Origin of the sequence: Pseudophaeobacter sp. TrK17 (assembly GCF_042192375.1) — a bacterium.
Taxonomy (GTDB): Bacteria; Pseudomonadota; Alphaproteobacteria; order Rhodobacterales; family Rhodobacteraceae; genus Pseudophaeobacter.
This window is the reverse complement of the sequence record NZ_CP071700.1, coordinates 1,752,004-1,774,463: the sequence shown is the minus strand read 5'-3', so window position 1 is coordinate 1,774,463 and position 22,460 is coordinate 1,752,004. Positions and strand designations below refer to the sequence as shown.

The 22,460-nt window shown below is 57.8% G+C and carries 22 protein-coding genes; 8 read left to right on the top strand and 14 right to left on the bottom strand.

Going from position 1 to position 22,460, the window contains the following annotated elements; translation table 11 throughout:
- Positions 1-44 precede the first annotated feature (44 nt).
- The 3 genes from JZI28_RS08305 to JZI28_RS08295 are packed head-to-tail and all read right to left on the bottom strand — an operon-like array spanning position 45 to position 3,365.
- Positions 45-1,070, bottom strand: a complete 1,026-nt coding sequence (locus tag JZI28_RS08305) for a histone deacetylase family protein (RefSeq protein WP_375699824.1) — start codon at positions 1,068-1,070, stop codon at positions 45-47.
- Between the two features lie 27 nt (positions 1,071-1,097).
- The gene (locus JZI28_RS08300) at positions 1,098-2,024 is read right to left on the bottom strand and encodes a 3-keto-5-aminohexanoate cleavage protein (RefSeq protein ID WP_375699823.1); all 927 of its coding nucleotides are present in this window, start codon (positions 2,022-2,024) and stop codon (positions 1,098-1,100) included.
- Between the two features lie 3 nt (positions 2,025-2,027).
- Positions 2,028-3,365: an aspartate aminotransferase family protein gene (locus JZI28_RS08295; protein WP_375699822.1), complete on the bottom strand. Its 1,338-nt coding sequence runs from the start codon at positions 3,363-3,365 to the stop codon at positions 2,028-2,030.
- A gap of 167 nt (positions 3,366-3,532) precedes the next feature.
- Between JZI28_RS08295 and JZI28_RS08290 the strand changes: the two genes are divergently transcribed.
- Positions 3,533-4,501 carry a LysR family transcriptional regulator gene (locus JZI28_RS08290; protein WP_348156896.1) on the top strand — a complete coding sequence of 323 codons (969 nt, stop codon included), beginning with the start codon at positions 3,533-3,535 and terminating at the stop codon, positions 4,499-4,501.
- Here the strand turns inward: JZI28_RS08290 and JZI28_RS08285 are convergent.
- The 4 genes from JZI28_RS08285 to JZI28_RS08270 form a co-directional block, all read right to left on the bottom strand.
- Positions 4,498-5,271 carry an amino acid ABC transporter ATP-binding protein gene (locus JZI28_RS08285; RefSeq protein ID WP_375699821.1) on the bottom strand — a complete coding sequence of 258 codons (774 nt, stop codon included), beginning with the start codon at positions 5,269-5,271 and terminating at the stop codon, positions 4,498-4,500. The two genes, JZI28_RS08290 and JZI28_RS08285, sit on opposite strands and share 4 nt — an antisense overlap.
- A 17-nt stretch (positions 5,272-5,288) precedes the next feature.
- Complete coding sequence (locus JZI28_RS08280; protein WP_295454746.1) at positions 5,289-5,945, bottom strand: amino acid ABC transporter permease; 657 nt, start codon at positions 5,943-5,945, stop codon at positions 5,289-5,291.
- Positions 5,946-5,963: 18 nt separating this feature from the next.
- A complete protein-coding gene (locus JZI28_RS08275) occupies positions 5,964-6,611 on the bottom strand; it encodes an amino acid ABC transporter permease (protein WP_295454747.1) in 648 nt (215 codons plus the stop codon).
- Positions 6,612-6,734: 123 nt separating this feature from the next.
- Entirely contained in the window at positions 6,735-7,517 is a 783-nt protein-coding gene (locus JZI28_RS08270; RefSeq protein ID WP_375699820.1) for a transporter substrate-binding domain-containing protein, read from the bottom strand.
- Between the two features lie 251 nt (positions 7,518-7,768).
- Here JZI28_RS08270 and asd point away from each other — a divergent pair, with 251 nt between their 5' ends.
- On the top strand, positions 7,769-8,662 hold the full coding sequence (gene asd / locus JZI28_RS08265) for an archaetidylserine decarboxylase (RefSeq protein ID WP_375699819.1): 894 nt from the start codon (positions 7,769-7,771) through the stop codon (positions 8,660-8,662).
- A 58-nt stretch (positions 8,663-8,720) separates the two neighbouring features.
- Here the strand turns inward: asd and JZI28_RS08260 are convergent, their stop codons facing one another.
- A complete protein-coding gene (locus tag JZI28_RS08260; RefSeq protein WP_295454752.1) occupies positions 8,721-9,143 on the bottom strand; it encodes a PaaI family thioesterase in 423 nt (140 codons plus the stop codon).
- A 58-nt stretch (positions 9,144-9,201) separates the two neighbouring features.
- Here JZI28_RS08260 and JZI28_RS08255 point away from each other — a divergent pair, with 58 nt between their 5' ends.
- The 3 genes from JZI28_RS08255 to gluQRS all read left to right on the top strand — a co-directional run bounded on the left by JZI28_RS08255 (position 9,202) and on the right by gluQRS (position 12,743).
- The gene (locus JZI28_RS08255; protein WP_375699818.1) at positions 9,202-9,984 is read left to right on the top strand and encodes an enoyl-CoA hydratase; all 783 of its coding nucleotides are present in this window, start codon (positions 9,202-9,204) and stop codon (positions 9,982-9,984) included.
- 465 nt (positions 9,985-10,449) lie between these two features.
- Positions 10,450-11,793 carry a methylenetetrahydrofolate--tRNA-(uracil(54)-C(5))-methyltransferase (FADH(2)-oxidizing) TrmFO gene (trmFO, locus tag JZI28_RS08250; RefSeq protein ID WP_375699817.1) on the top strand — a complete coding sequence of 448 codons (1,344 nt, stop codon included), beginning with the start codon at positions 10,450-10,452 and terminating at the stop codon, positions 11,791-11,793.
- 29 nt (positions 11,794-11,822) lie between these two features.
- On the top strand, positions 11,823-12,743 hold the full coding sequence (gene gluQRS / locus JZI28_RS08245; RefSeq protein WP_375699816.1) for a tRNA glutamyl-Q(34) synthetase GluQRS: 921 nt from the start codon (positions 11,823-11,825) through the stop codon (positions 12,741-12,743).
- A gap of 95 nt (positions 12,744-12,838) precedes the next feature.
- Here gluQRS and hisI read toward each other — a convergent pair whose 3' ends face one another.
- On the bottom strand, positions 12,839-13,216 hold the full coding sequence (gene hisI, locus JZI28_RS08240) for a phosphoribosyl-AMP cyclohydrolase (protein WP_295454760.1): 378 nt from the start codon (positions 13,214-13,216) through the stop codon (positions 12,839-12,841).
- Between the two features lie 59 nt (positions 13,217-13,275).
- Here hisI and JZI28_RS08235 point away from each other — a divergent pair, with 59 nt between their 5' ends.
- Both JZI28_RS08235 and JZI28_RS08230 read left to right on the top strand, forming a co-directional pair.
- Positions 13,276-13,728 carry an iron-sulfur cluster assembly scaffold protein gene (locus JZI28_RS08235; protein ID WP_375699815.1) on the top strand — a complete coding sequence of 151 codons (453 nt, stop codon included), beginning with the start codon at positions 13,276-13,278 and terminating at the stop codon, positions 13,726-13,728.
- A gap of 362 nt (positions 13,729-14,090) precedes the next feature.
- Positions 14,091-14,848, top strand: a protein-coding gene (locus tag JZI28_RS08230; RefSeq protein ID WP_375698075.1) for an IS5 family transposase whose coding sequence is annotated in 2 segments (ribosomal slippage) — positions 14,091-14,418 and positions 14,418-14,848 — 759 coding nt in all. Because the reading frame shifts where the segments join, the coding sequence is not laid out codon by codon here.
- Positions 14,849-15,109: 261 nt separating this feature from the next.
- On the opposite strand, the gene JZI28_RS08225 is transcribed toward JZI28_RS08230, so the two are convergent.
- The 5 genes from JZI28_RS08225 to JZI28_RS08205 all read right to left on the bottom strand — a co-directional run bounded on the left by JZI28_RS08225 (position 15,110) and on the right by JZI28_RS08205 (position 21,156).
- The gene (locus tag JZI28_RS08225; protein ID WP_295454764.1) at positions 15,110-15,232 is read right to left on the bottom strand and encodes a hypothetical protein; all 123 of its coding nucleotides are present in this window, start codon (positions 15,230-15,232) and stop codon (positions 15,110-15,112) included.
- A 168-nt stretch (positions 15,233-15,400) separates the two neighbouring features.
- A complete protein-coding gene (recG, locus tag JZI28_RS08220) occupies positions 15,401-17,491 on the bottom strand; it encodes an ATP-dependent DNA helicase RecG (RefSeq protein WP_375699814.1) in 2,091 nt (696 codons plus the stop codon).
- On the bottom strand, positions 17,488-19,746 hold the full coding sequence (gene ligA, locus JZI28_RS08215) for an NAD-dependent DNA ligase LigA (RefSeq protein WP_375699813.1): 2,259 nt from the start codon (positions 19,744-19,746) through the stop codon (positions 17,488-17,490). The genes recG and ligA overlap by 4 nt, the downstream gene beginning before the upstream one ends.
- Positions 19,747-20,032: 286 nt before the next feature.
- Complete coding sequence (ctrA, locus tag JZI28_RS08210) at positions 20,033-20,752, bottom strand: response regulator transcription factor CtrA (protein ID WP_027240116.1); 720 nt, start codon at positions 20,750-20,752, stop codon at positions 20,033-20,035.
- Positions 20,753-20,877: 125 nt separating this feature from the next.
- Positions 20,878-21,156, bottom strand: coding sequence for a DUF1153 domain-containing protein (locus JZI28_RS08205; protein WP_353400691.1), 279 nt, complete (start codon positions 21,154-21,156; stop codon positions 20,878-20,880).
- A gap of 149 nt (positions 21,157-21,305) precedes the next feature.
- Between JZI28_RS08205 and mnmA the strand changes: the two genes are divergently transcribed.
- Positions 21,306-22,451: a tRNA 2-thiouridine(34) synthase MnmA gene (mnmA, locus tag JZI28_RS08200; RefSeq protein WP_375699812.1), complete on the top strand. Its 1,146-nt coding sequence runs from the start codon at positions 21,306-21,308 to the stop codon at positions 22,449-22,451.
- Positions 22,452-22,460 lie beyond the last annotated feature (9 nt).

The window sequence follows — 22,460 nt, the reverse complement described above, 5'->3', positions numbered from 1 at the left end:
ATCGGCTTCTTTCCTTTTCGCCCCCCGTGGGGGAGGCGTTTTCGTCAGGTGGCGGTTTGATAGCCTGTCAGGCAGCGGGTCAGGTTTTCCCCCAGACTATCGCTCAGGTATCCGCCCTCCTGGACAAACAGCACCGGCAGGCCAAGATGCGCAAAGGCCGCACCAATACGAGAGAACCCTTCTTTGGTCACCGCAAGCCCCTGAAACGGATCATCAATCGAGGCATCAAGCCCCAGGGCCACCACGACAACGTCGGCGCCAAACAGGGTCACCCGCTCCAGCGCCACATCAAGCGCCTTGAGAAAGCCCGCGTCATCGGTGCCGCGCGCCAGGGGCAGGTTCAGGTTATAGCCCAACCCTGTGCCTTCACCGCGCTCCTGGGCGTGGCCCCAGAAAAACGGGTAAAACCGCTCGGGGTCGGCATGAAGGGAGACGGTCAACACATCGTCGCGATTGTAGAATATGCCTTGGGTGCCATTGCCGTGATGCACATCCACATCAACAATCGCCGGACGTAGCCCGGCTGCGGCCAGCCGTTGGGCGGCAATGCCGGAATTGTTCAGAAAACAAAAGCCCCCGGCCATATCGGCAAAGGCGTGATGCCCAGGGGGACGCGCCAGTACATAGGCGGACTGGCCGCCCTCACGCAGGTAATCAGCGCCTGAAATCGCCGACTGCGCTGACCAGTAGGAGGCTTCCCAGGTGCCTTTGGCGATTGGACAGGCGGTATCTGCCTGATGGTAGCCCGCCTGGCCGGTTGCCGATTTGGGGTAGCTGTCGCTGCGGTTGGCGGGATGAATATTGGGGATCACCTCTTCGCCTGCGTCTTTGATATATTGCCAACGGCGATAGATGTTCTTGAGAAAGGTCAGATATTCCGCCGTATGCACCGCAGCGATCGGACCAAGACCCGCATCCTGTGGCTCTGAAAATGTGCAGCCCGCCGCCAAAGCGCCGTTTTGCAGAACCTCAATGCGTTTGGGCTGCTCCGGGTTTGGCTGCGCCTTACCGTTGGCCATAAAATGCTTCGGGTCGTGGTGCCATTGGCGTGCGTCAAAGATCGCTTTCATCTGCCTGTCCTGCCTTTTTGTGTCACTTTAGATCGCGGTGCGGTCAGCACCTTTGAGCCCCAGCATGTCGCGGGCCTCATCAGGGCTTGCCACCTCACGGCCAAGGTCTTCGACGATGCGGCGAATTTTGCGCACCTGTTCTGCGTTGTCCTTGGCCAGAACCCCGCGCGAGATCATCAGACTGTCCTCCAGCCCAACCCGCACATGCCCGCCCATGGCGGCCGCCATGGTGATCAGCGGCATCTGTTGACGCCCCGCTGCAAGCACTGAGAACATGTAATCATCGCCAAACAGCTTGTCCGCGATCACCTTCATATGCATCAGGTTTTCCGGGTCCGTCCCCATGCCGCCCAAAACCCCAAAGACAAACTGAATGAACAGGGGTTTCTGCACCAAACCACGATCGACAAAATGTTTGAGCATATAAAGATGCCCAACGTCGTAGCATTCAAATTCAAACCGAGCGCCGCGCTCGACCCCCAGCTCGGTCAGGATACGGGCAATGTCGCGCGGGGTGTTTTTGAACACCAGATCATCCGAGTTCTCCAGAAAGGGCTGTTCCCAATCGTGTTTCCAGTCGTAAATCCGCGCCGCTGCCGGGTAGAGCGCAAAGTTCATGCTGCCCATATTGAGGCTGCACATCTCCGGTTCGACCCGTTTGGGGGCGGCCAGGCGGTCATCCAGAGTCATCACCGCGCTGCCCCCGGTTGAAAGGTTCAACACCGCATCGCAGGACTGCTTCAACTGCGGCAGGAAGCTCATAAAATCCTCTGCGCGGGCCGAGGGCTGTCCGGTCTGCGGGTTCCGCGCGTGCAGATGCAGGATTGCCGCGCCTGCCTCGGCGGCGCCCTGGGCCTGACCGGAAATTTCCGCAGGGGTTACGGGCAGATAGGGCGACATTGACGGTGTGTGAATAGAGCCGGTGACGGCGCAGGTAATCAGTATTTTGCTCATGGGTCAGCCTGCCTTTAGTTCGGAATGGATGTCTTGGCTGAACTGCACCAGGCTGGCATCAAGGCCCTCGATGATCTCGTCGATATGCTCTGCGTTCACGATCAGCGGCGGGCAAACCAGAATGTGATCCCCCTCGGTGCCGTCACGCGTGCGCCGCGAATAGATAATCAGACCCTTTTCATAGGCCAGATCGACAAAGCGCTGATGGGCATTCAACCGCGCCGGAAGCGGAGCCTTGCTGTCCCGGTCAGCCATGAATTCAAAGGCCGTAAGCAGCCCCTTGCCGCGCACATCGCCAATCAATTCATGCTTTTGCATCAATCCGTTGAGCCGCGCCAAAAGGGTCTCTCCCATTTTGGCAGCATTGTCGCACAACCCATTCATTTCAAGGGTATTTACCACCGCCAGCCCAGCGGCACAGGCCAGGGGGTTGCCGGCATAGGTAAAGCCGTGGGCAAAACCGCCCTGCGCCAGGATCGGTGCTACCAGGCGCTCATCGGCGATCACCGCGCCCAGGGGCATGTATCCCGCGCCCAGACCTTTGGACATCACCACAATATCCGGCTGCGCCTGCCAATGATCCGAGCCCAGAAAGCTGCCAGTGCGTCCGGCACCGGTCATCACTTCATCCATGATCAAAAGCACACCATATCGGGTGCAGATTTCGCGGATCCGCTCCATATAGCCAGTGGGCGGCACCAGCGCACCGGTGGAGGCCCCACCAACAGGCTCAACGATAAAGGCAAGCACGCTTTCGGGGCCCTCAGAGAGGATCTTTGCCTCCAGCATATCGGCATAGTGGTGGCCGGTGGCGGGGTCATCGGCGTCCAGCCCGTCCAGATAGGCACGGGGCGCGGGGATTTTGGGCATGTCCTGCATCATCGGCGCAAAAGGCGCGGTCAGCGGGGTGTAGCCGGTCAGGGCCAAAGCCCCCAATGTGCAGCCATGATAGCTGGGCGCGCGCGAGATGACCTTCCAGCGGCTGCCCTGTTCACTGGCCAGGGCATATTGCCGGGCCAGCTTGGTGGCGCTTTCCACCGCTTCAGAACCGCCGGACACAAAGAACACCCGGTTCAGATCCCCCGGCATCAGCCCGGCCAGCTTCTGCGCCAAACGCTCGGAGGCCTCTGTTTCAAAATGCAGCCGATAGCCAAAGGTGGATTTTTCCATCTGGCGGCGCATCGCGGTCAGCACCTCCGGGTTGGAGTGGCCGATATTGCAAACCATCGCCCCAGACGAGCCATCCAGATAGCGCTTGCCATCCTTGTCCCACATGTAAACGCCGCGCGCCTGTTCCAGAACCGGCCTGCGCCCCTGCGCCTGATAAAATAGATTGCTCATTCTTTGCTTTCCAACTCCCTACCGCCTTGTTGCTGAACCCAAACGCCATGGCGCAACAGGACTGCGCCGAAGATGCCGATGGCCGCAAAGCGGGCTTGATAGAACCATGCGAGAGCCACTAGTATAGATCAAATAGATAATTGGAATTCTTGATATAGAGAAGAGCTATGCGGCAAGACGACCCTCACTACGAACCGGAACGGATCGCCCGCGAGCTGGACTGGAACCTGTTGCGCACCTTTGTTGTCCTGGCGGAAAGTCACTCGGTCACCGATGCAGCGAGCCAATTGCGTCTCAAGCAACCATCTGTTTCCACGGCCTTAAAACGGTTAGAAGACCGGGTTGGGCGCAAGTTGATAAATCGCTCTCCTGGCTATTATGCCCTCACCGAAGCGGGACGTTTGTTGTACCGTGAAGCGGTGGAAATCAATGGATCGGTGCTGCGGTTATCGACCCTGATGCGCGAAATGACCGATGATGTCCGTGGCCATGTGCGCATTGCCGTGGCCAGTCATGTTGTGAGCCCTTTGATCAATCAGGCCCTCACCGGGTTTCACCGCGACCACCCAAAGGCCAGCCTAAAAATCGAGGTTCTGTCCAGTTCCAAAGCCATCGCAGAGGTCGCCGCAAAACGCGCCTCTTTTGCCATCTGTCTGGTGGGGGACCACAACCCAAATCTGGAATACAGGCGCATGTTCCGCGAGTATTTTGGCCTGTTCTGCGGCCCGCCGCATCCGCTTTTTGGCCGCAAAGATCTCACGTCGGCAGATTTGGAGGGGCATTCCTCGGTCAGTTTTGAAACCGATCGGTTGCAGGATGTCTTGAAACCCATCACCGTGATGCGGGCCCAGGCCGCCCTGGGCCAGAAAATCACCGGCGTTTCAAGCCACCTGGAGGAGGTACGGCGCATGATCGTATCTGGGCTGGGTGTAGGCCCCTTGCCGATCCATGTGGCCGAACGCGACGTGCAGGACGGGCAGCTGTGGCAGGTGCCCCCCTATGAGGATCTGCCACCGATCGACGTCTATCTGGTCTGGAGCGAAGGAGCGACCAAGAACCGGGCCGAGCAAATCCTGCTCGACCGGCTGATCGCGGCAATCGACGAGACTCCGATAGAGCAGCGCAGCTATCGCTAGACGTGCTGCCCTGCCAGGTGCTTGCGCAGGAAGTTCTGGGTCCGCTCGCTCTTGGGGTTGCGGAAAATCACCTCTGGCGGACCTTCTTCAACCACAACGCCCTGATCCATAAACAAAACGCGATCACACACGCTTTCGGCAAAGCCCATTTCATGGGTGACAATGATCATGGTCATGTGCTCCTCTGCGAGCTGCTTCATCACCAGGTTCACCTCTTCCACCAGCTCAGGGTCCAAGGCCGATGTGGCCTCGTCAAACAGCATGACCTTGGGCTTCATCGCCAGGGCACGGGCAATGGCCACCCGCTGTTTCTGGCCGCCTGACAGCTGCGAAGGGTAATAGTCGATGCGTTCAATCATGCCGACCTTGGTCAGCTGCTCCTCGGCCAGGGCGTTGGCCTCAGCGTCGGACAGACCTTTGAGCATCTTCGGCGCCAGGGTCACATTTTCGCGCACCTTCAGATGCGGAAACAGGTTGAAGTGCTGGAAAACCATGCCGATTTCCTGGCGCACCTTATTGATATGGCGTTCGTACTGACCATGGGGCAGATCCATATTGATCTGCTTGTCCTCCAGCCAGATCTCCCCGCCAGTCAGGGGGTCCAGGTCATTGATCGCCCTCAGCAGGGTGCTTTTGCCAGAGCCTGAGGGGCCAATGATGGCAACGATCTGCCCCCGGTCTACCTGCAGGTTGATGTCTTTCAGCACTTCCAATGTGCCAAAGCTTTTTTTGGCGTGACGAATGTCGATGAAAGGTTTCTGCTCGCTCATGTCTTTCTCCTGCCGGTTCATTTCGAGGCCTGAATGCGGCGTTCAACGCGGCGCAAGACGGCCTCCATGCCGAGGTTGATAATGTAGTAGATTGCCGCCACCAGAACGTAGAATTCAAAGGGCCGGTAGGTACTGCCAATGGCGCGTTGGGCAGACAAGGTCAGCTCAGAAACACCAATCACCGAGACCAGGGCCGAGTCCTTCAGAAGTGCGATCATATTGTTGCCAATCGGCGGGATCACATCGCGCACCGCCTGTGGCACCACCACTTTGCGCAGGGCCTGCATCCGCGACAGGCCCAGGGTCCGGGCGGCTTCGATCTGGCCCTTGTCAACGGCCAGAATACTGGCCTGAAACAGTTCTGAGTTATAGACGGCAAAGTGCAGCCCCAGACCGATCACCCCAGCCACAAATGCAGGCACATCCACGCCGATCTGCACCAGACCAAAGTAGATCAGGAACAGCTGCAGCAACAGCGGCGTGCCCAGAAACAGGAAGGAGAAAACCCGAAAGGGCCAACGCACCACGGCAGGGGCATAGAGCGCAATGATCGCAAGCAGAATGCCCCCGAAAAAGCTGACAACTGCAGCGCCAACGGTAATGGCAATGGTCCAGAGCGCCCCCAGCAGGACGATATCGAGGTATTTTGGAATGACGCTAAAATCGAGTCCCATGCGGTATCCTTTCCCCGATCAATTCAGGCGAGCTTTGCGGTCGGCCCAGGTCACGGCCAGCCCGACAACATAAATGATGATCATGTACAAAAGGCCTGCAATCAGGAACATCTCGAAGGGTTTGTAGGTAGAGCCAATATAGCGCTGCGCTGTATAGGTCAGCTCGACCACTGAAATCGCGGCGACCAGCGCGGTGCTTTTGATCAGGGTGTTGAGGTTCACCCCCAGCGGCCGGATCATCAGGCGCATGGCTTGCGGCAGGACCACATTGCGCATCGCTTGCCACTTGCTCATGCCGAGGGTTCGGGCGGCCTCGCCCTGCCCCTTATCAACCGAGATAATGGCACCGCGCATGGTTTCGGTCATATAAGCGCCGACATTAACGCCGAGGCCAATGACACCCGCCTCAAATGCATCCAGCTGGATACCGATCTGCGGGCCCCCAAAATATAGGATAAACAGCTGGATCAGCGCCGGAGTGCCGCGAAACAGGCTGACATAGGCGGCGCCCAGAAACCGCAACAGCGGGAACCGCGACAGTCGGGCGGCAGTGCCGAGTATGGCGCAGGTCACCCCCAACAGAGCTGTCAACACCGACAGCAATATGGTTATCCAGGCCGCATCCAGAAAGAAGGGAAAGACCCGTTGCATCAAGGCATAATCCACTGGCGTCTGTCTCCTTGAGCCGCGCTTTTCTGTGCCGGCCTCTCCAGGGAAAGGCAACGGCATCTAAAACGGCCCCATTCATTGCTCTAATAGAGCCCTGAACGGGGCCGCATCTTAGCTGGTTTAGCGAATGTCGCCGCCAACCCATTTGTTAGCAATCTCAAGATAGGTGCCATCTTCCATCATCGCGTCCAGCGCGCCTTGCATGGCAGCCGCCAGCTCTGGGCTGCCCTTGCGGATGGCGATACCGGCGCCGAATTCTTCGGTCTCGAAATCGGTAATCATGACATAGTCCTGACCGGTCTCTTTCATCGCCAAAATAGCGGCGATCGAGTCATTGACGATGACATCAACGCGGCCATGCTCAAGCTCCAGCAGCAGCTCGGGCAAGCCCTTGTAAGTGCGCACGTCATAGCCCATTTCACGGGCCCAGGCCTCATGGGTTTCGCCCAGGGTCAGGCCAACTTTGGCCTCGCTCAGTTCCGCAGCCGAGCTGATGCCGCCGGGTTTGGCAAAGATCGCGCGTTTGGTAGTGTAGTAAGGGCCTACAAAATCAACCACTTGCTGACGTTCTTCGGTGATCGACATGGAGCCAACAATCGCGTCATATTTATTGGCCAGCAAACCGCCGATAATACCATCCCAAGCAGTGGTGACGATTTCAACTTCAACGCCCATACGTTTGGCGATCTCAGCCCCAACAGCCGGATCAAAGCCAACAACCTCGTTGCTGTCATTGACAAAGTTGAAGGGAGGGTAAGCGCCGCTCATGGCGATGCGGATGACGCCCGCTTCCTTAATTTTTCCAAGCTCTTCTGCCATTGCAAAGCTGGCAGTGGTGAGGCTGGTGGCCAGGGCTAAGCCTGCGGCCAATGTGGTTTTCAAAAGCGCTCTACGCGATGTCATGGGTCTCTCCTATGTCGGTTCCCGATTGCTCTCTAGGGGGTCCGCTGCGCGTGCCTTGCCCCTTGGCATCTGTCAGGAGAGGCTTGCACAGCTTGCCCCATTGGACAAACAGATAACGGGAATGATTATTATTGTTAAAAACTATACTCAATCCGCCTCTCCTGCTTTCTGCAGCCGCTCCGCTCCGCCCCTTGGCCCCTCCGCCTGGTTCTGCTAGGCCGCACAGACGGAAGTAACGCAAGGCTGATCACATGCAGAACACCCCAATTCAAGTGGTCGACCGGGACAATGGCAGGGTATTTGACGAAGTCATCCTGGGCGAAAAATGGATCCGCTGGGCCTATCAGGATGCCGGTTCCAGCCTGATAGAGCGCCTGTTGTTTCGCTCCTCCCTGATCAGCCGGTTGTTTGGACTGTGGTATGACAGCCCCCTGTCGCGCGGCAAGATCAACGCGGTGATTGATGAGCTGTCCATAGACATGGCAGAGGCCGTCAGACCTGCCCACGACTACACTTCCTTTAATGACTTTTTTGCCCGCCACCTTCGGCCTGAGGCGCGCCCCTATTCAGATGACCCAAGCGAGATTGTTGCCCCAGCCGATGGTCGGGTTCTGGTTTTTCCTAAGCTGGACAAGGATGTCTTTGTCCCGGTCAAAGGCCACCCGATGTCGATCACATCCATGCTGCCCGGCCTGTCAGAGCCGTTTCTGGGCGGGGCGCTGGCCATCGTGCGTCTTTGCCCGGCGGATTACCACCGCTATCATTTCCCCGCCTCTGGCCAGATTGAAACCACCCAAGATCTTGCCGGCGCGCTGCATTCGGTCAACCCTATCGCTCTGGGGGCAGGCCCGGATGTTTTTGGTGAAAACAAGCGCTGCAACACTTTGATCAAAAACGATAAGATTGGCACCTATTGCTTTAGCGAAATTGGCGCCTTTGGGGTCGGCTCGATCATCAACACCACCTCCTCTGGCGCCGTGCGCAAGATGCAGGAAAAGGGCTATTTCAAGTTTGGCGGCTCTACCGTTGTGGTGGTCTTTCAGCCCGGTCAGGTCACCTTTAGCCCAGATCTGGTAGAAAACAGCGCCAAAGGTCTGGAAACCCTGGTCAAGGTCGGCCAGCCCTTAGCAACAGCGCCCCTGTAACAGCAAGCATCTAACAGCCCGCGCACTGCTCTCTGTACCAGGCCTCTGCGCTCTGGCTTCAGCGCTCTGGCGGGATCGAATAGGTCATGGTGGAACGCGCCACCAGCTTATCTGAGCCCTCAGAGAACATATGCACATCCCCCACTGCCAGGCTGCGGCCCAGTTTCAGCAACTGACCCTTGGCGATGATGTCGCGGCCGGCTTCTGGTTTACGCATAAAATCAAGTGAGCAATTGGTGGTCACTGCCAGCGCCTTGGCGCCCAGACGCGACAGCACCAGCCCATAGACCGTGACATCGGCCAGGGCAAACATCGACGGTCCAGAAACCGTACCCCCAGGGCGCAGATGGCGCTCTGCCACCTTCAAGCGCATGGTAATGCCCTCCATCGACAGCGCATCAACGGCAAAATCATCGGCCACTTGCGGAAAAATTTCATCCATATAGGCCTCAAGCCCTGCGACATCGAATGCCAAACCCATGCTTTTCCTCTCCCTCATTGCGCCCTAGTGTTCACCCGGAACCTAGGAGGAGAGCAAGATGGCAATTCTGGAACGTCACGACAAAAACGCAGTGGCTCATCTACAAATGAATGCACCCGAGCGGCTGAATGCCCTCTCGGATGAGATGTTGCAGGCGCTGCAGGCGCAGATTGATGTCCTGAAAGACGATACCAGCATCAAGGCGGTGATTCTGTCGGGCATTGGCAAAGCCTTTTGTGCTGGCCACGACATTCGCCAGATGACCGCAGGGCGCGCGGCAGCGGATAAGGGACAGTCCTATTTTGAGGGACTTTTTGCCCGCTGCACCTCGGTCATGTTGGGGCTGCAACAGCTGCCGCAGCCGGTCATTGCACAGGTCCATGGCATTGCCACCGCTGCGGGCTGTCAGCTGGTTGCCTCTTGCGATCTCGCGATAGCCAGTGATGACTGCCGCTTTGGCGTCAATGGCGTCAACATCGGCTTGTTCTGCTCAACGCCCATGGTGGCCCTCTCCCGCAATATCCCCCGCAAACACGCCTTTGAACTGCTCACCACTGGCGAGTTCATGTCCGCCCCCCGCGCCGCTGAGCTGGGGCTGATCAACCGCGCCGTCCCCGCCGCGCAGCTGGAGGCAGAGACCCGCGCCCTGGCGGATAAGATCGCCTCCAAACTTGGTGCCGCCGTCAAGGTGGGCAAAGAAGCCTATTACCAGCAGCTAGAGATGCCCATTGAGGAGGCCTATGCCTATACCAGCGAGGTCATTGTCACCAACCTGATGCAGCCCGACACCGTCGAGGGCATGCAGGCCTTTATCGAAAAACGCAGCCCTGACTGGAAATAGAGACAATTTTTTCGAAAATTTTAGGCTTTGTTTACCATTCAGGATTTATTGTTTCTATATCGGGCCTTTTAATCGGGGCAAGATAATGGCAAAGATTGGGCACGGGTTACGACACAGGTCCTGACCCGGACACAATTTGGGCCGCTGAAGCGGAAGGTCCCTCCAACCGGGAATCTCTCTCCCCGGGTGACATTCCCGCTCAGCGGCCCCAAATTCTCCTCATCCAAAGAAAAACCGCCCATACTTTGGGCTATGCCGTCCTAACCTTTGGTGGGTTGTGCAAGGGATGGAAACAATGCTGCGCCTTCAGGGCAGCTGTTTCCCCCGCCAAAAATTCATGCATTCGGCCCCGGCCAGCGCGCTGAGAATAAGCCACGCGCATCTTTGCCCTATTCTGCCCCTTTGCTGCCACATTTGAGCCTGCGCAATATTGCTTAAGGGCGCGCACTGCCCTATTTGCCCCCTATGACAGAGACATTACATATCGTGGGCGGCGGCATGGCCGGGTCCGAAGCAGCCTGGCAGGCAGCGAACATGGGCGTCAAAGTGGTGATCCACGAGATGCGGCCCAAAGTGGAAACCTTTGCCCATCAGACGGGCAATCTGGGCGAAATGGTCTGTTCCAATTCCTTCCGCTCGGATGACGATGAGCAAAACGCCGTTGGCCTGCTGCATTGGGAAATGCGCGCGGCAAATGGCGTGATCATGGCCACAGCCGAAGAACACCGCCTGCCTGCTGGTGGTGCCTTGGCGGTCGACCGCGAGCCCTTTGCCGAAACGGTGACAGCCAAGCTGAAAGCCCATCCCAATATCGAGATCTCCTACGAGGAAATCAGCGCCCTGCCAACGGACGGCCATTGGATCTTTGCCACCGGTCCCTTGACCTCTGCCCCCCTCGGCCAGGCCATCCAGGCTGAGACTGGCGCCGAGGCACTTGCCTTCTTTGATGCAATCGCGCCAATCATCTATGCCGAAAGCATCGACATGTCGAAAGCCTGGATGCAGTCGCGCTATGACAAGGGCGAAACCGAGGAAGAGCGCACCGCCTATCTCAACTGCCCCATGAGCAAAGACCAGTATGAGGCCTTTATCGACGCGCTGCTGGCCGCCGATAAGACCGAATTCCACGAAGGCGAAACCGCCGGTTATTTTGACGGCTGCCTGCCGATCGAGGTGATGGCCGAACGTGGCCGCGAGACCCTGCGCTTTGGCCCAATGAAACCCGTTGGCCTGACCAATCCACATCAGCCCGATGTCAAAGCCCACGCCGTGGTGCAGCTGCGCCGCGACAACGCGCTTGGCACCCTGTTCAATATCGTCGGCTTCCAGACCAAGATGAAATACGGCGCCCAAACCGAGGTGCTGCGGATGATCCCAGGGCTGGAAAACGCCAGTTTTGCCCGTCTTGGCGGGATCCATCGCAACACCTTCCTCAATTCCCCCACTCTGCTTGATGCCCAAATGCGGTTGAAATCAAAACCGCACCTGCGCTTTGCCGGACAGATCACCGGCGTCGAGGGCTATGTGGAAAGCGCGGCCATGGGGCTGCTGGCCGGTCGCATGGCCGCCGCCGAAATTCTCGGGATCACCTTGCCAGAGGTGCCACAAGACAGCGCCATGGGGGCGCTGATCCATCACATCACCGGCGGAGCCGAGGCCAAGACCTTCCAGCCGATGAACGTGAACTTTGGCCTGTTCCAACCGGTTGAGGGCCTAAAAGGCGGCCGTCGCGGCCGCAAGGACCGCTACAAGGCCTATACGGATCGCGCCAAAACGGCCTGGACCAGCTGGCTGGATAACTTCGCCTGAACATCCTGAACACCAAGGGGGCAGATCCCGTGACCTTCATCACCCGCTTTGCCCCCTCTCCTACAGGCCCCCTACACCTGGGCCACGCCTATTCCGCCCTACTGGCCCATGACATGGCCATGTCTGAGGGGGGCAAATTTCTGCTACGGATCGAAGACATTGACCAATCTCGTGCCCGCCCCCAGTGGGAAACACAGATCTATGAAGATCTGGAATGGCTTGGTTTGTGGTGGCCCAAACCGGTAATGCGCCAGTCAGAGCGCCAGTCAGTCTACGATGAGGCTCTGGAACGCCTGTGGCAGCTGGGTCTTCTCTACCCCTGCACCTGCAATCGTAAAGACATCGCCGCCGCGGCTGCCGCCCCGCAGGAAGGTTCGCCTCTGCTGGGGCCAGACGGGGTAATCTACCCCGGAACATGCCGGGGGCCGTGGGAACAGGTCTTTTCTGATCAGCACCAACGCCCTCAAAATGTTCCCCTTAGGCTCGACATGGAAAAAGCGGTCGGCATGGTGCCCGGCCTGTTTCAGAATCGCAGAGTGCCCGGAAAATCTTTTGCTAGCTTTGGCAGTTTTCTGGAGACCGGAAACGGACCAAATGGCGAACGGGGTCTCGTTGAATTCACCCCAGACAACATGGTTAAGACCATCGGCGACGTTGTTCTTTCCAGGCGCGGCATGGGAACCTCATACCATCTCTCAGTGGTGTTGGACGATGCGGCCCAGGGCGTGAACCACGTCATTCGGGGTCAGGATCTCTTTGAAGCAACGCGGATACATATATTGCTTCAGGCCCTGTTGCACCTTCCCCATCCAACCTACCACCACCACAGCCTGATCCGCGACGAGGCGGGCAAACGCCTCGCCAAACGGGACGATGCCCGCGCCATTGCCACATACCGCCAGGATGGCGCCAACCCGCAAGACATCCGCGAACTTGTCGGCCTGGGCTAACCTCCCCCTGTTTCATCTTTCTCCAAATACCTCCGCCGGAGGCAGCGGCGCGCCAGCGCCGCCCTTTTCTGCTGCGTGAGCCAAGGGCCTGCCCCCTAGTCCATGGGCTTCATCAGCTCCACCTCTTCCCCGTCACGAACAGCTGTATAAAAACAGCTGCGCCGATTGGTGTGACAGGCGGGGCCGACTTGATGAACCAGCGCCAACAGACAATCCCGGTCACAATCAAGCCGCAGATCCACCAGGCTCTGAACATGACCCGAGCTTTCTCCCTTGACCCAAAATGCCTGGCGAGACCGGGACCAATAGGTCACTTTGCCGGTTTCCAGCGTTCTGGCAACGCTTTGCGCATTCATCCAGGCCATCATCAAAACTTCGCCGCTCGCCTCATCCTGGGCAATACAGGGGATCAGACCCGCAGCGTCATACTTCAAATTATTGGGATCAAAGGACATCGTAAAAACCTTTTGCATCTTGCATTTGTCTGCCTATGTATGAGGAAGAAACCCCAAGGGAAAGCCCAAGGCCGCCAATGTCTAGCGAAACCGATCTGATCAAACTCTACTCGTCCCGCATTCTGGCGCTCGCCGCCGATATTCCCTTTCTGGACAGGTTGGAACACCCGGATGCGACGGCAAAAAAACGCGCCCCCCTGTGTGGGTCAACCGTTACAGTTGATCTCAACATCAAAGACGGGCGCATCACTGCATTTGGCCAGGATGTAAAAGCCTGCGCTCTGGGTCAGGCCTCTGCTTCGGTTGTTGGACGCAACATAATTGGACGCTCCCTTACCGAGGTGGAAACCGCACGCGAGGAGCTGAAAGCCATGCTGAAGGATGACCAACCTGCGCCCAACTCCCCGTTTTCGGATTTGGAAGTCCTTGTTCCCGCACGCGAATTCAAAAACCGTCACGCCTCAATCCTGCTCTGCCTCGAAGCCAGCCTGGAAGCCTTCAAGGCGGCCTTGCAGAAAAACTGCGCTTAGGGCCGGGATCCTAACTACAGATCGTTTTTTTGTTAAAATACAATCGGTCTGTTGATCGAACACAGGCCACAAACAATCAGTCTAGCGACCCACAAGAGACAGCATTAGCCAATGCTTTCGCGCCAATTTTAGGTGCTGACCTTAGCGCAGGCCAAAGACGCCATGGGGATTCTGTGAGGATGAAGCATCTGTCAGCGCCCGTTTTGCCAGTTCCTGTTTTTTGTCAGTGCCCGTTTCGCCAGTTCCCGTTTTTGTCGGTGCCTGCCATTGGGGCGGCATCTCCATGAGAACTAGGGCCCGTGGACATTCAGGATTCCCAACCGGTCTGAATTCTGATTCAAGCTTCCAAAATGGAGGTTTGAATGAACGAAGAGCGGTTTGTGTTGACAGATGACGTCTGGCTTCGCCTCGCGCCGCACTTGCCTGGCAAGGAGGGCGATGCGGGTGTGACGGGCAAGGATAATCGTCTGTTTCTCGAAGCCGTGCTATGGCGTGTGCGGACAGGGTTGCCGTGGCGTGACCTGCCTGCTTATTTCGGCAACTGGAACAGCGTGTTCCGACGGTTTCGCAGATGGGCTGAGGGCGGCGTATTCGAGCGAATTTTCAAGGAAATCAGTGGGGATCCAGATTTCGAATACGCAATGATCGACGGCACGATTGTTCAGGCTCACCAGAAGGCGAGCGGCGCAAGGGGGGGACTCAAAATCAAGCCATCGGGCGGTCGCGTGGCGGATTGACCACCAAGATCGTTGCTTTGGTCGACGCCCTAGGAAACCTGGCTGACTTCGTACTCCTGCCTGGTCAGGCTCACGACATGAAGGGCGTCGAACCGCTCATCGATGGCGTGGCCTTTGATGCTCTCTTGGCCGACAAGGCATTTGATGCCGATTGGCTGCTCACAGAACTCGATGCGCGCGGTGCCACCGCCATCATCCCACCGAAAGCGAACCGCAAGTTCCTGCGCGATTACGATAAACACGCCTACAAATGGCGGCACTTGATCGAGAATTTCTTCGCAAAGATCAAGGAATTCAGAGCCATAGCGACCCGGTACGAGAAAACAGCGTCCAGCTATGCTGCCAACTGGCATCTCGCAGCTGTCATCATCGCTTCAAGATGAATGTCCACGGGCCCTAGATCTTAGCCCCACAAGGCAAAAAAAAGCCGCCACACATCCGGGCAGATGGTGGCGGCAGGAAATGCGTCTTCATGCGGGGTTCAAGTGCGCGAACCGGTTGTTAGGCGCAACCGGTCATAGATCAGGCGGGGATCAAAAGGCACCGGGATGGATGCCAACGCACATGACATAAAGACAGCAGGCAGTAATAAGATAGGGGTTCAGGGTTAGCGAAAAAGGGGAGGCTCAGTCACGACAGCGCGACTACATAAACCCCGGCAGGTGAAGGGCAACAACCAGCATTACCACCAGGGCAACAGCGCCGATAGCATCCTGCAACAGGGTTGATTGGGCATTGTGCAGGGTTGTCTTCAGTTGGGTCATCATCAGAATTGTCTCCACTACTCTCTGTCGGGGTTCAGGTTTTCACCGCGCCGCTCTCTGTCGGACTTGTTGCTCTTTTGTTCTCATTTTACGCCCGCCCTGTAAAGAACTTTTTGAGAACATTTGCGAACTTTTTCGGAACTTCGGTCTAAAAAAGTGGAACAAATACCCCTAACCAACTGAAATTAAACGAATAGCCTGATCTTGCTTCATCAACCAAAGGAGAACACGCGCGGCACGGCCACGCGGGCTGGTCAGGCCGGGGTCCATCGCCAACAAAGACCGGGCATCGCTCTGGGCGACGGCCATCAAGGGGGCTTGGCGTTCAAGGTCGGCGATATGAAAGCGCGGCAATCCAGACTGTGCAGTGCCAATCACATCGCCCGCCCCACGCATTTGCAGATCCGTTTCCGATATTTTGAATCCATCTTCGCTTTCGCGCAGAACCTCCAACCGACGCCGCCCGCCTTCGGACAGCGGCGGTTGATACATCAACAGACAGGTCGACGCCGCACTCCCGCGTCCAACCCGCCCGCGCAGCTGGTGCAACTGCGCAAGTCCAAAGATCTCGGCGCGCTCAATCACCATGATCGAAGCGTTGGGCACGTTCACCCCCACCTCGATCACCGTGGTTGCCACCAGAACCTTGGTCTCGCCCTGTTGAAACGCCGCCATGGCCGCGTCTTTTTCGGCAGGCGGCATCTGGCCATGCACCAGACCAACCACGCCCTCGCCCAGAATGGCACGCAGGTGTTTAAAGCGTTCTTCGGCGGCGATCAGGTCCATCACCTCGGATTCCCCGACCAGCGGACAGACCCAATAGCACTGGCGGCCTTCGTCTATGGCACGCCGCAGATGGTTCACAACCTCCTCCATACGCTCCGTGCTCAGCACGGCGGTCTTTACCGGTTTACGCCCGGGCGGTTTTTCGTCCAGCACCGAGACATCCATATCGCCATATTGCGCCAAGGCCAGCGAACGCGGGATGGGCGTAGCCGTCATCACCAGAACGTCGGCCCCTTTGCCCTTTTCCGCCAGCTCCATCCGCTGCCGCACACCAAACCGGTGCTGTTCATCCACAATGGCCAGATGCAGCCGCCGAAACACCACATCCTGTTGAAACACCGCATGGGTACCAACCAGGATCTGGATATCGCCTGCTTCCAACGCTGCCAGCTTGGCACGCCGTTCGGCGCCCTTGTCCCGACCGGTAAGCAGTTCAAGCACCACCCCGGCCTGTTCCGCAAGCGGGCGCAGCCCTTCATAGTGCTGCTGCGCCAGGATGCCGGTTGGCGCCATCATTACGCCCTGCCCGCCGGCCTCCACCGCGACCAATAGCGCCATAAAGGCAACCAGGGTTTTTCCTGATCCAACATCACCTTGCAGCAATCTGTTCATCCGGCGATCGCTGGCCATATCCGCCGAGATTTCTGCAATAGCTCGGGTCTGCGCAGAGGTCGGGCGATAGGGCAGCGACGCCAGCACCGGCCCCTGCAAACGCCCTGTGGCCTGGCTGACAATACCATGGGATTTACGTTCCGCCTGACGCGCAAGGGCCAGGGTCAATTGATGGGCAAACAGCTCATCATAGGCAAGCCGGGTCCGGATCGGTGCATCTGGGGACAGATCTTCCAGCCCCTGCGGATGGTGGCCTGCAATCAGCGCCTCTTTCCAGCCGGGCCAGGCCTCGCGTTTGACTTGCTCAGCATCGATCCATTCGGCAAGCTCCGGCAGGCGCTCCAAAGCGCTGAGCGCCGCCTTGGTCATGGTTTTCTGGGTCACCCCATGGGTCAGCGGATAGACCGGCTCAAACTCTGGAATATCTTCCGCCTCGGCCAGGGGAACCATGTGATCCGGGTGCACCATCTGGGCAACACCGTCAAACAGCTCAACCTTGCCCGACACCAAACGCCGCGAGCCTTCGGGGCATTGCACCTCGAGGTAGCGGCTGCGCCCGTGAAAGAATACCAGTTGAAATTCAATATCTTGGTCGCTCACGTTAATCCTATAAGCGCCACCACGATTGCGCGCGGCCTGGTGGCTTCCCACCTCCACCTCCACCGTTGCAATGGCAGGTAGATCAAGCCCCTTGATGCTGTCGCGTCGGCGACGGTCCAATATCGAATGCGGCAGTGTAAAAGCCAGATCCCGTGGCGTTTGCAACCCGATCTGAGCCAGGCTCTGTGCCGTTTTCGGACCAACTCCTTTGAGGGTTTCGGCCCCGGCAAAAAGCGGGAACAGGATTTCGGGGCGGCCGCTCATGTGGCTGCAATCTCCGCCAACCAACCGTCCTCATCCAAGATACGAATACCTAGCTCCTGCGCCTTTTTCTCCTTTGATCCAGCCCCCGGGCCGGCCACCAGGATATCGGTTTTCTTTGACACCGAGCCAGAGACCTTGGCCCCCAGAGATTCCGCCCGCGCCTTGGCCTCGTCGCGGGTCACCTTTTCCAGCTTACCGGTAAAGACCACTGTTAGCCCCGCAACCGGGCTGGCCTGCGATGGGGCTGCCGGGGCTGCGATATTCAGATGCGCCACCAAATCATTGATTACCGCCCGCTCCTGGCTATTGGCCAACGCGTCGGACAGAGACAGGCCAACAGTTGCGCCGATCCCGTCAATGCCGATCAAATCCTCCCAGGCCTCCTGCGCTGGCTGCGGCACCTGAAAATCTGTAACTGCCGCCTCGCGGGTTTCCTTGATCTTGGCGCGGCGGCCTTCGCTGCTGGCCTGCTCCCGCTCTTGATCCTCTGCCTGATCCGCCGCACGATGGGCCAGCGCAGCGGCGCGGGCCTGATCCACCGCCTTTGCAAGCTCCTGCCAGCTGCCAAAATGCAGCGCCAGATCCTTGGCGGCGACCTCACCCACGTGGCGAATGCCAAGCGCAAAGATCATCCGGCCAAGCGGGATATTTCGTTTTTCATTGATCGCAGCAAAGAGATTGGCGGCACTTTGATCGCCCCAACCTGGCCGGTTCTTCAGCTTTGCCAATTGGCCCGAATCCCGATCTGCCAGGGTATAGATGTCAACTGGTGTGCGGATCGGCAGATCTGAATCCTTGTAGAACGCCTCCAGCTGTTTTGCCCCCAGGCCTTCGATATCAAAGGCCTTACGAGAGACAAAGTGTTTTAGCTTTTCAATAGCTTGCGCGGGACAAATAATGCCACCTGTGCAGCGTCTGACCGCATCACCTTCCTCGCGCACGGCCTCGGATCCGCATTCAGGGCAGCGGTCGGGAAAGGTAAATTCAACGGCCTCCGCCGGACGTTTGGTAAGATCCACATCAGCCACCTTGGGGATCACATCCCCGGCCCGGTAGATCTGCACCCAATCGCCAATGCGGATATCCTTGCCGCCCCGGATCACCGCACCTTTGGAATCCCGCCCCCGGATATAGTCCTCATTGTGCAGGGTGGCATTGGAGACAACCACGCCGCCCACAGTGACCGGAGCAAGACGGGCAACCGGGCTGAGCGCGCCGGTGCGCCCCACCTGAATGTCGATTGCCTCGAGCCAGGTCCAGGCCAGCTCAGCCGGGAATTTATGCGCGATTGCCCACCGCGGGGTGGTTGAGCGAAAGCCAAGCCGATCCTGCAGCGCCAGCGCGTCGACCTTGTAGACAACCCCGTCGATGTCATAGCCCAGTGTGGCGCGTTGTTCTTCGATCAGGCGATACTGTGCGATCAGATCTGCAACCGTATTGCAGGTCTTGGTCAGTGGGTTGGTCTGAAACCCAAGCTCGGCAAGCCGCGCAATAGCGCTGGTTTGCGTATCCCCAAGCGGGGCAGAGAGTTCGCCCCAACTATAGGCAAAGAAACGCAAAGGTCGCGCGCGGGTGATTTCGGCGTCCAACTGCCGTAAAGACCCCGCCGCCGCATTGCGCGGATTGGCAAAGACCTTGCCGCCGCGCTCCCCGTGGCGGGCGTTCAGAGCGGTGAAATCCTCATGGCTCATATAGACTTCGCCGCGTACCTCCAGCACATCCGGCGCGCCGGTCAGCTGTTGCGGGATATCCGCAATGGTGCGGGCATTTGCGGTGACATTTTCCCCCGTGGCGCCATCGCCCCGGGTCGCGGCCTGAATCAAAACGCCGTTTTCATAGCGAAGCGACAGGGATAGCCCATCAATCTTGGGCTCAGCCGTAAAAGCCAGCGGCGCAGTGGCCTCTAGCCCCAGATAGCTGCGAATGCTGCGCTCAAAATCCGTGACATCCGCGTCTTCAAAGGCATTGCCCAACGAGAGCATCCGCACAACATGTTGAATTTTGCCAAAGCCAGAGGTAACCGGCGCACCAACGGTTTCAAGCTGCGTTGCGCTGTCTGCCAGATCTGGAAAGGCCTCGGCCAAGGCCTGATAACGTCTTTTGGCAGCGTCATACGCGGCATCACTCAGAAAGGGGGCGTCGTCTTGATGGTAGGCTTGATCAGCTGCGGCCAGCTGGCTCTGCAACTCCAAAAACTCCGCCTGAGCTTGGTCCTGAGATAGCCCCGAGGGATCTAATGCTTTGGTCTGTTTCACGCGCGGTCCCCATCGTCCAAGTTTGCCCTGAGTGATAAAACGCGTTTCTCGCCGCGTCCAGTGATCCCAGCGCAAGAAAATACACCACGAGACACATAGGGGCGCAGCCAGTCCCCCCGGTGCAAACGACAAAAAACCCGCCAAGGCGGGTTCTTGTTCGCAGCACGACAAGGACTGCATTAACTTGAATATCACTAACCGGACATTCCAAAATGTCGGCGAACCCTGCTAGGATTCGCCACATGCCATTTCCGGACTGTAACCGCCGCGATCAGAAATTGTCGCCTCAGGCCCCTACAGCCATGCGGTGACCACCGGACATCTGATCATCCTGCGGGTCCCGCAGAACATAGCCCCGGCCCCAAACTGTTTCGATATAATTGTCACCACCTGTGGCCGTGCTGAGCTTTTTGCGCAGTTTGCAAATGAAAACGTCGATGATTTTCAGCTCTGGTTCGTCCATGCCGCCATAAAGATGGTTAAGGAACATCTCTTTGGTCAGGGTGGTTCCCTTACGCAGGCTGAGCAGTTCCAGCATCTGGTATTCCTTGCCGGTCAGATGCACGGTCTTGCTGTCCACCTCTACGGTTTTGGCATCCAGGTTCACCGCAATCTTGCCGGTTTTGATGATGGACTGGGAGTGACCTTTGGAACGGCGAATAATCGCGTGGATCCGGGCCACCAGCTCTTCACGGTGGAATGGCTTGGTCAGATAGTCATCTGCGCCAAAGCCGAAGCCTTTGATTTTATTGTCGGTATCGTCGGCACCAGACAAGATCAGGATTGGTGTTTCGATACGGGCCATGCGCAGCTGACGCAGAACTTCGTGGCCATTCATATCCGGCAAGCCAAGGTCCAGCAGGATCAGGTCGTAGTCATAAAGCTTGGCCAGATCGATCCCTTCCTCACCTAGGTCCGTCGAATAGACATTAAGGTTGGCATGGGTCAGCATCAATTCGATGCTCTTTGCTGTCGTTGGATCGTCTTCGACCAGTAGAATGCGCATGTTGAAAGTCTCCGCCTGTGACTGTTTCCCTTAGGTTGCGTTAACCCTGATCGAAAAAGGTTAATGGCCCGTTACCATAATCGTTAATTATCAACTTTGACTCAAGTCTTCACTTAAAAAAGGCTTCAGTGTTTACGGTAGTCTTTTAGTCGAGTGGTCTTGAGCGCCTCTTCCCCGTGGTCTGCAACGGCGGAAATCCAGCCGCGAAACTCTTCCTCACTCAGCCCGTATCGACGCAGGGCTTCGGTCTGGGGCAGCAGCCCATACAGCACGCCGCGCACCACTGCGGCCTTGCGGGAGGCCACCCAGCGTCTGGTATTTTCCGGCGGCAAATCAGCACGAGTCATCGTGCTGCCATCAGGCAACGTAACAGCGCGCGGACCCTCAACTTTCTTCAGAAACATGCCTCTACCCTTGTTCGGTACATCAGTCTTTCGTTCGCCAGTAGCTTTTGCTCAGTCTACTTAAGGAGCAATGAACCTACCCCCTTGAGAGTCTGTAGGATTTTCATATATTCTTCGATGCTTGCACCCTTGATCTAAGGATTTGCCTGATGGCACTGGATACCGATACCCCGCTGAACTCACTTGGTTTTGCCAAACCGCCCTCAGAAACCCGTGTGGTGGTGGCCATGTCCGGCGGGGTCGACAGCTCGGTTGTTGCCGCTTACCTCTCCGAGCAGGGCTACGATGTGATTGGGGTGACCCTGCAGCTCTATGACCATGGTGCAGCCTTGGCCAAAAAAGGCGCCTGCTGCGCTGGCATTGATATTCATGATGCACGCCGGGTCGCCGAAGAGCGTGGCTTCCCCCATTATGTGCTTGATTATGAAAACATCTTCAAAGATGCCGTGATCGACGAATTTGCCGACAGCTATCTGGCCGGGGCAACGCCTGTGCCCTGTATTCGCTGCAATGAGCGGGTGAAATTCAAGGATCTGCTGGAAACCGCCCGCGATCTAGAGGCGGACTGCATGGCGACCGGGCATTACATTCAGCGCAAGATGGGCGACAGAGGTGCCGAGTTGCACAGCGCAGAAGATGCGAATCGCGATCAGAGCTATTTTCTGTTCTCCACCACGCCTGAGCAGCTGGACTATCTGCGGTTTCCATTGGGGCATCTGCCCTCAAAGGACGCAACCCGCGAGATGGCGGCACAATACGGCCTTGCGGTGGCGGATAAGCCGGACAGCCAGGACATTTGTTTTGTACCAGATGGAAACTATACCTCCGTCATCGAGAAATTGCGCCCCGGCGCGGCAGAGCCGGGCGAAATCGTCCATGCGGATGGTCGCGTCCTGGGCAGCCATACCGGCGTTATCCACTACACAATCGGCCAGCGGCGCGGGCTGGGCATTGGCGGGTTGACAGAGCCGCTCTATGTGGTGCGGCTGGATGTGGACAAAAAGCAGGTGATTGTCGGCCCCAAAGAGCTGTTGGCGACCCGCACCATTCCGGTACGCGAAATCAACTGGCTCGGGGATGAGCCCTTTGACAGCCGCAAGGAATGGCAGGTCATGGTCAAGGTCCGCTCAACCCGGCCGCCGCGCGAAGCAATCATTCGCCCGCTCAGCGCCACCACCGCCGAGGTCGAACTGCTGACACCCGAGGAAGGCGTCTCTCCGGGGCAGGCCTGTGTGTTTTACGACTCCAACAGCAGCCGTATCTTTGGCGGCGGCTGGATCTGGCGCGGCTACTAAGCTTTTCAT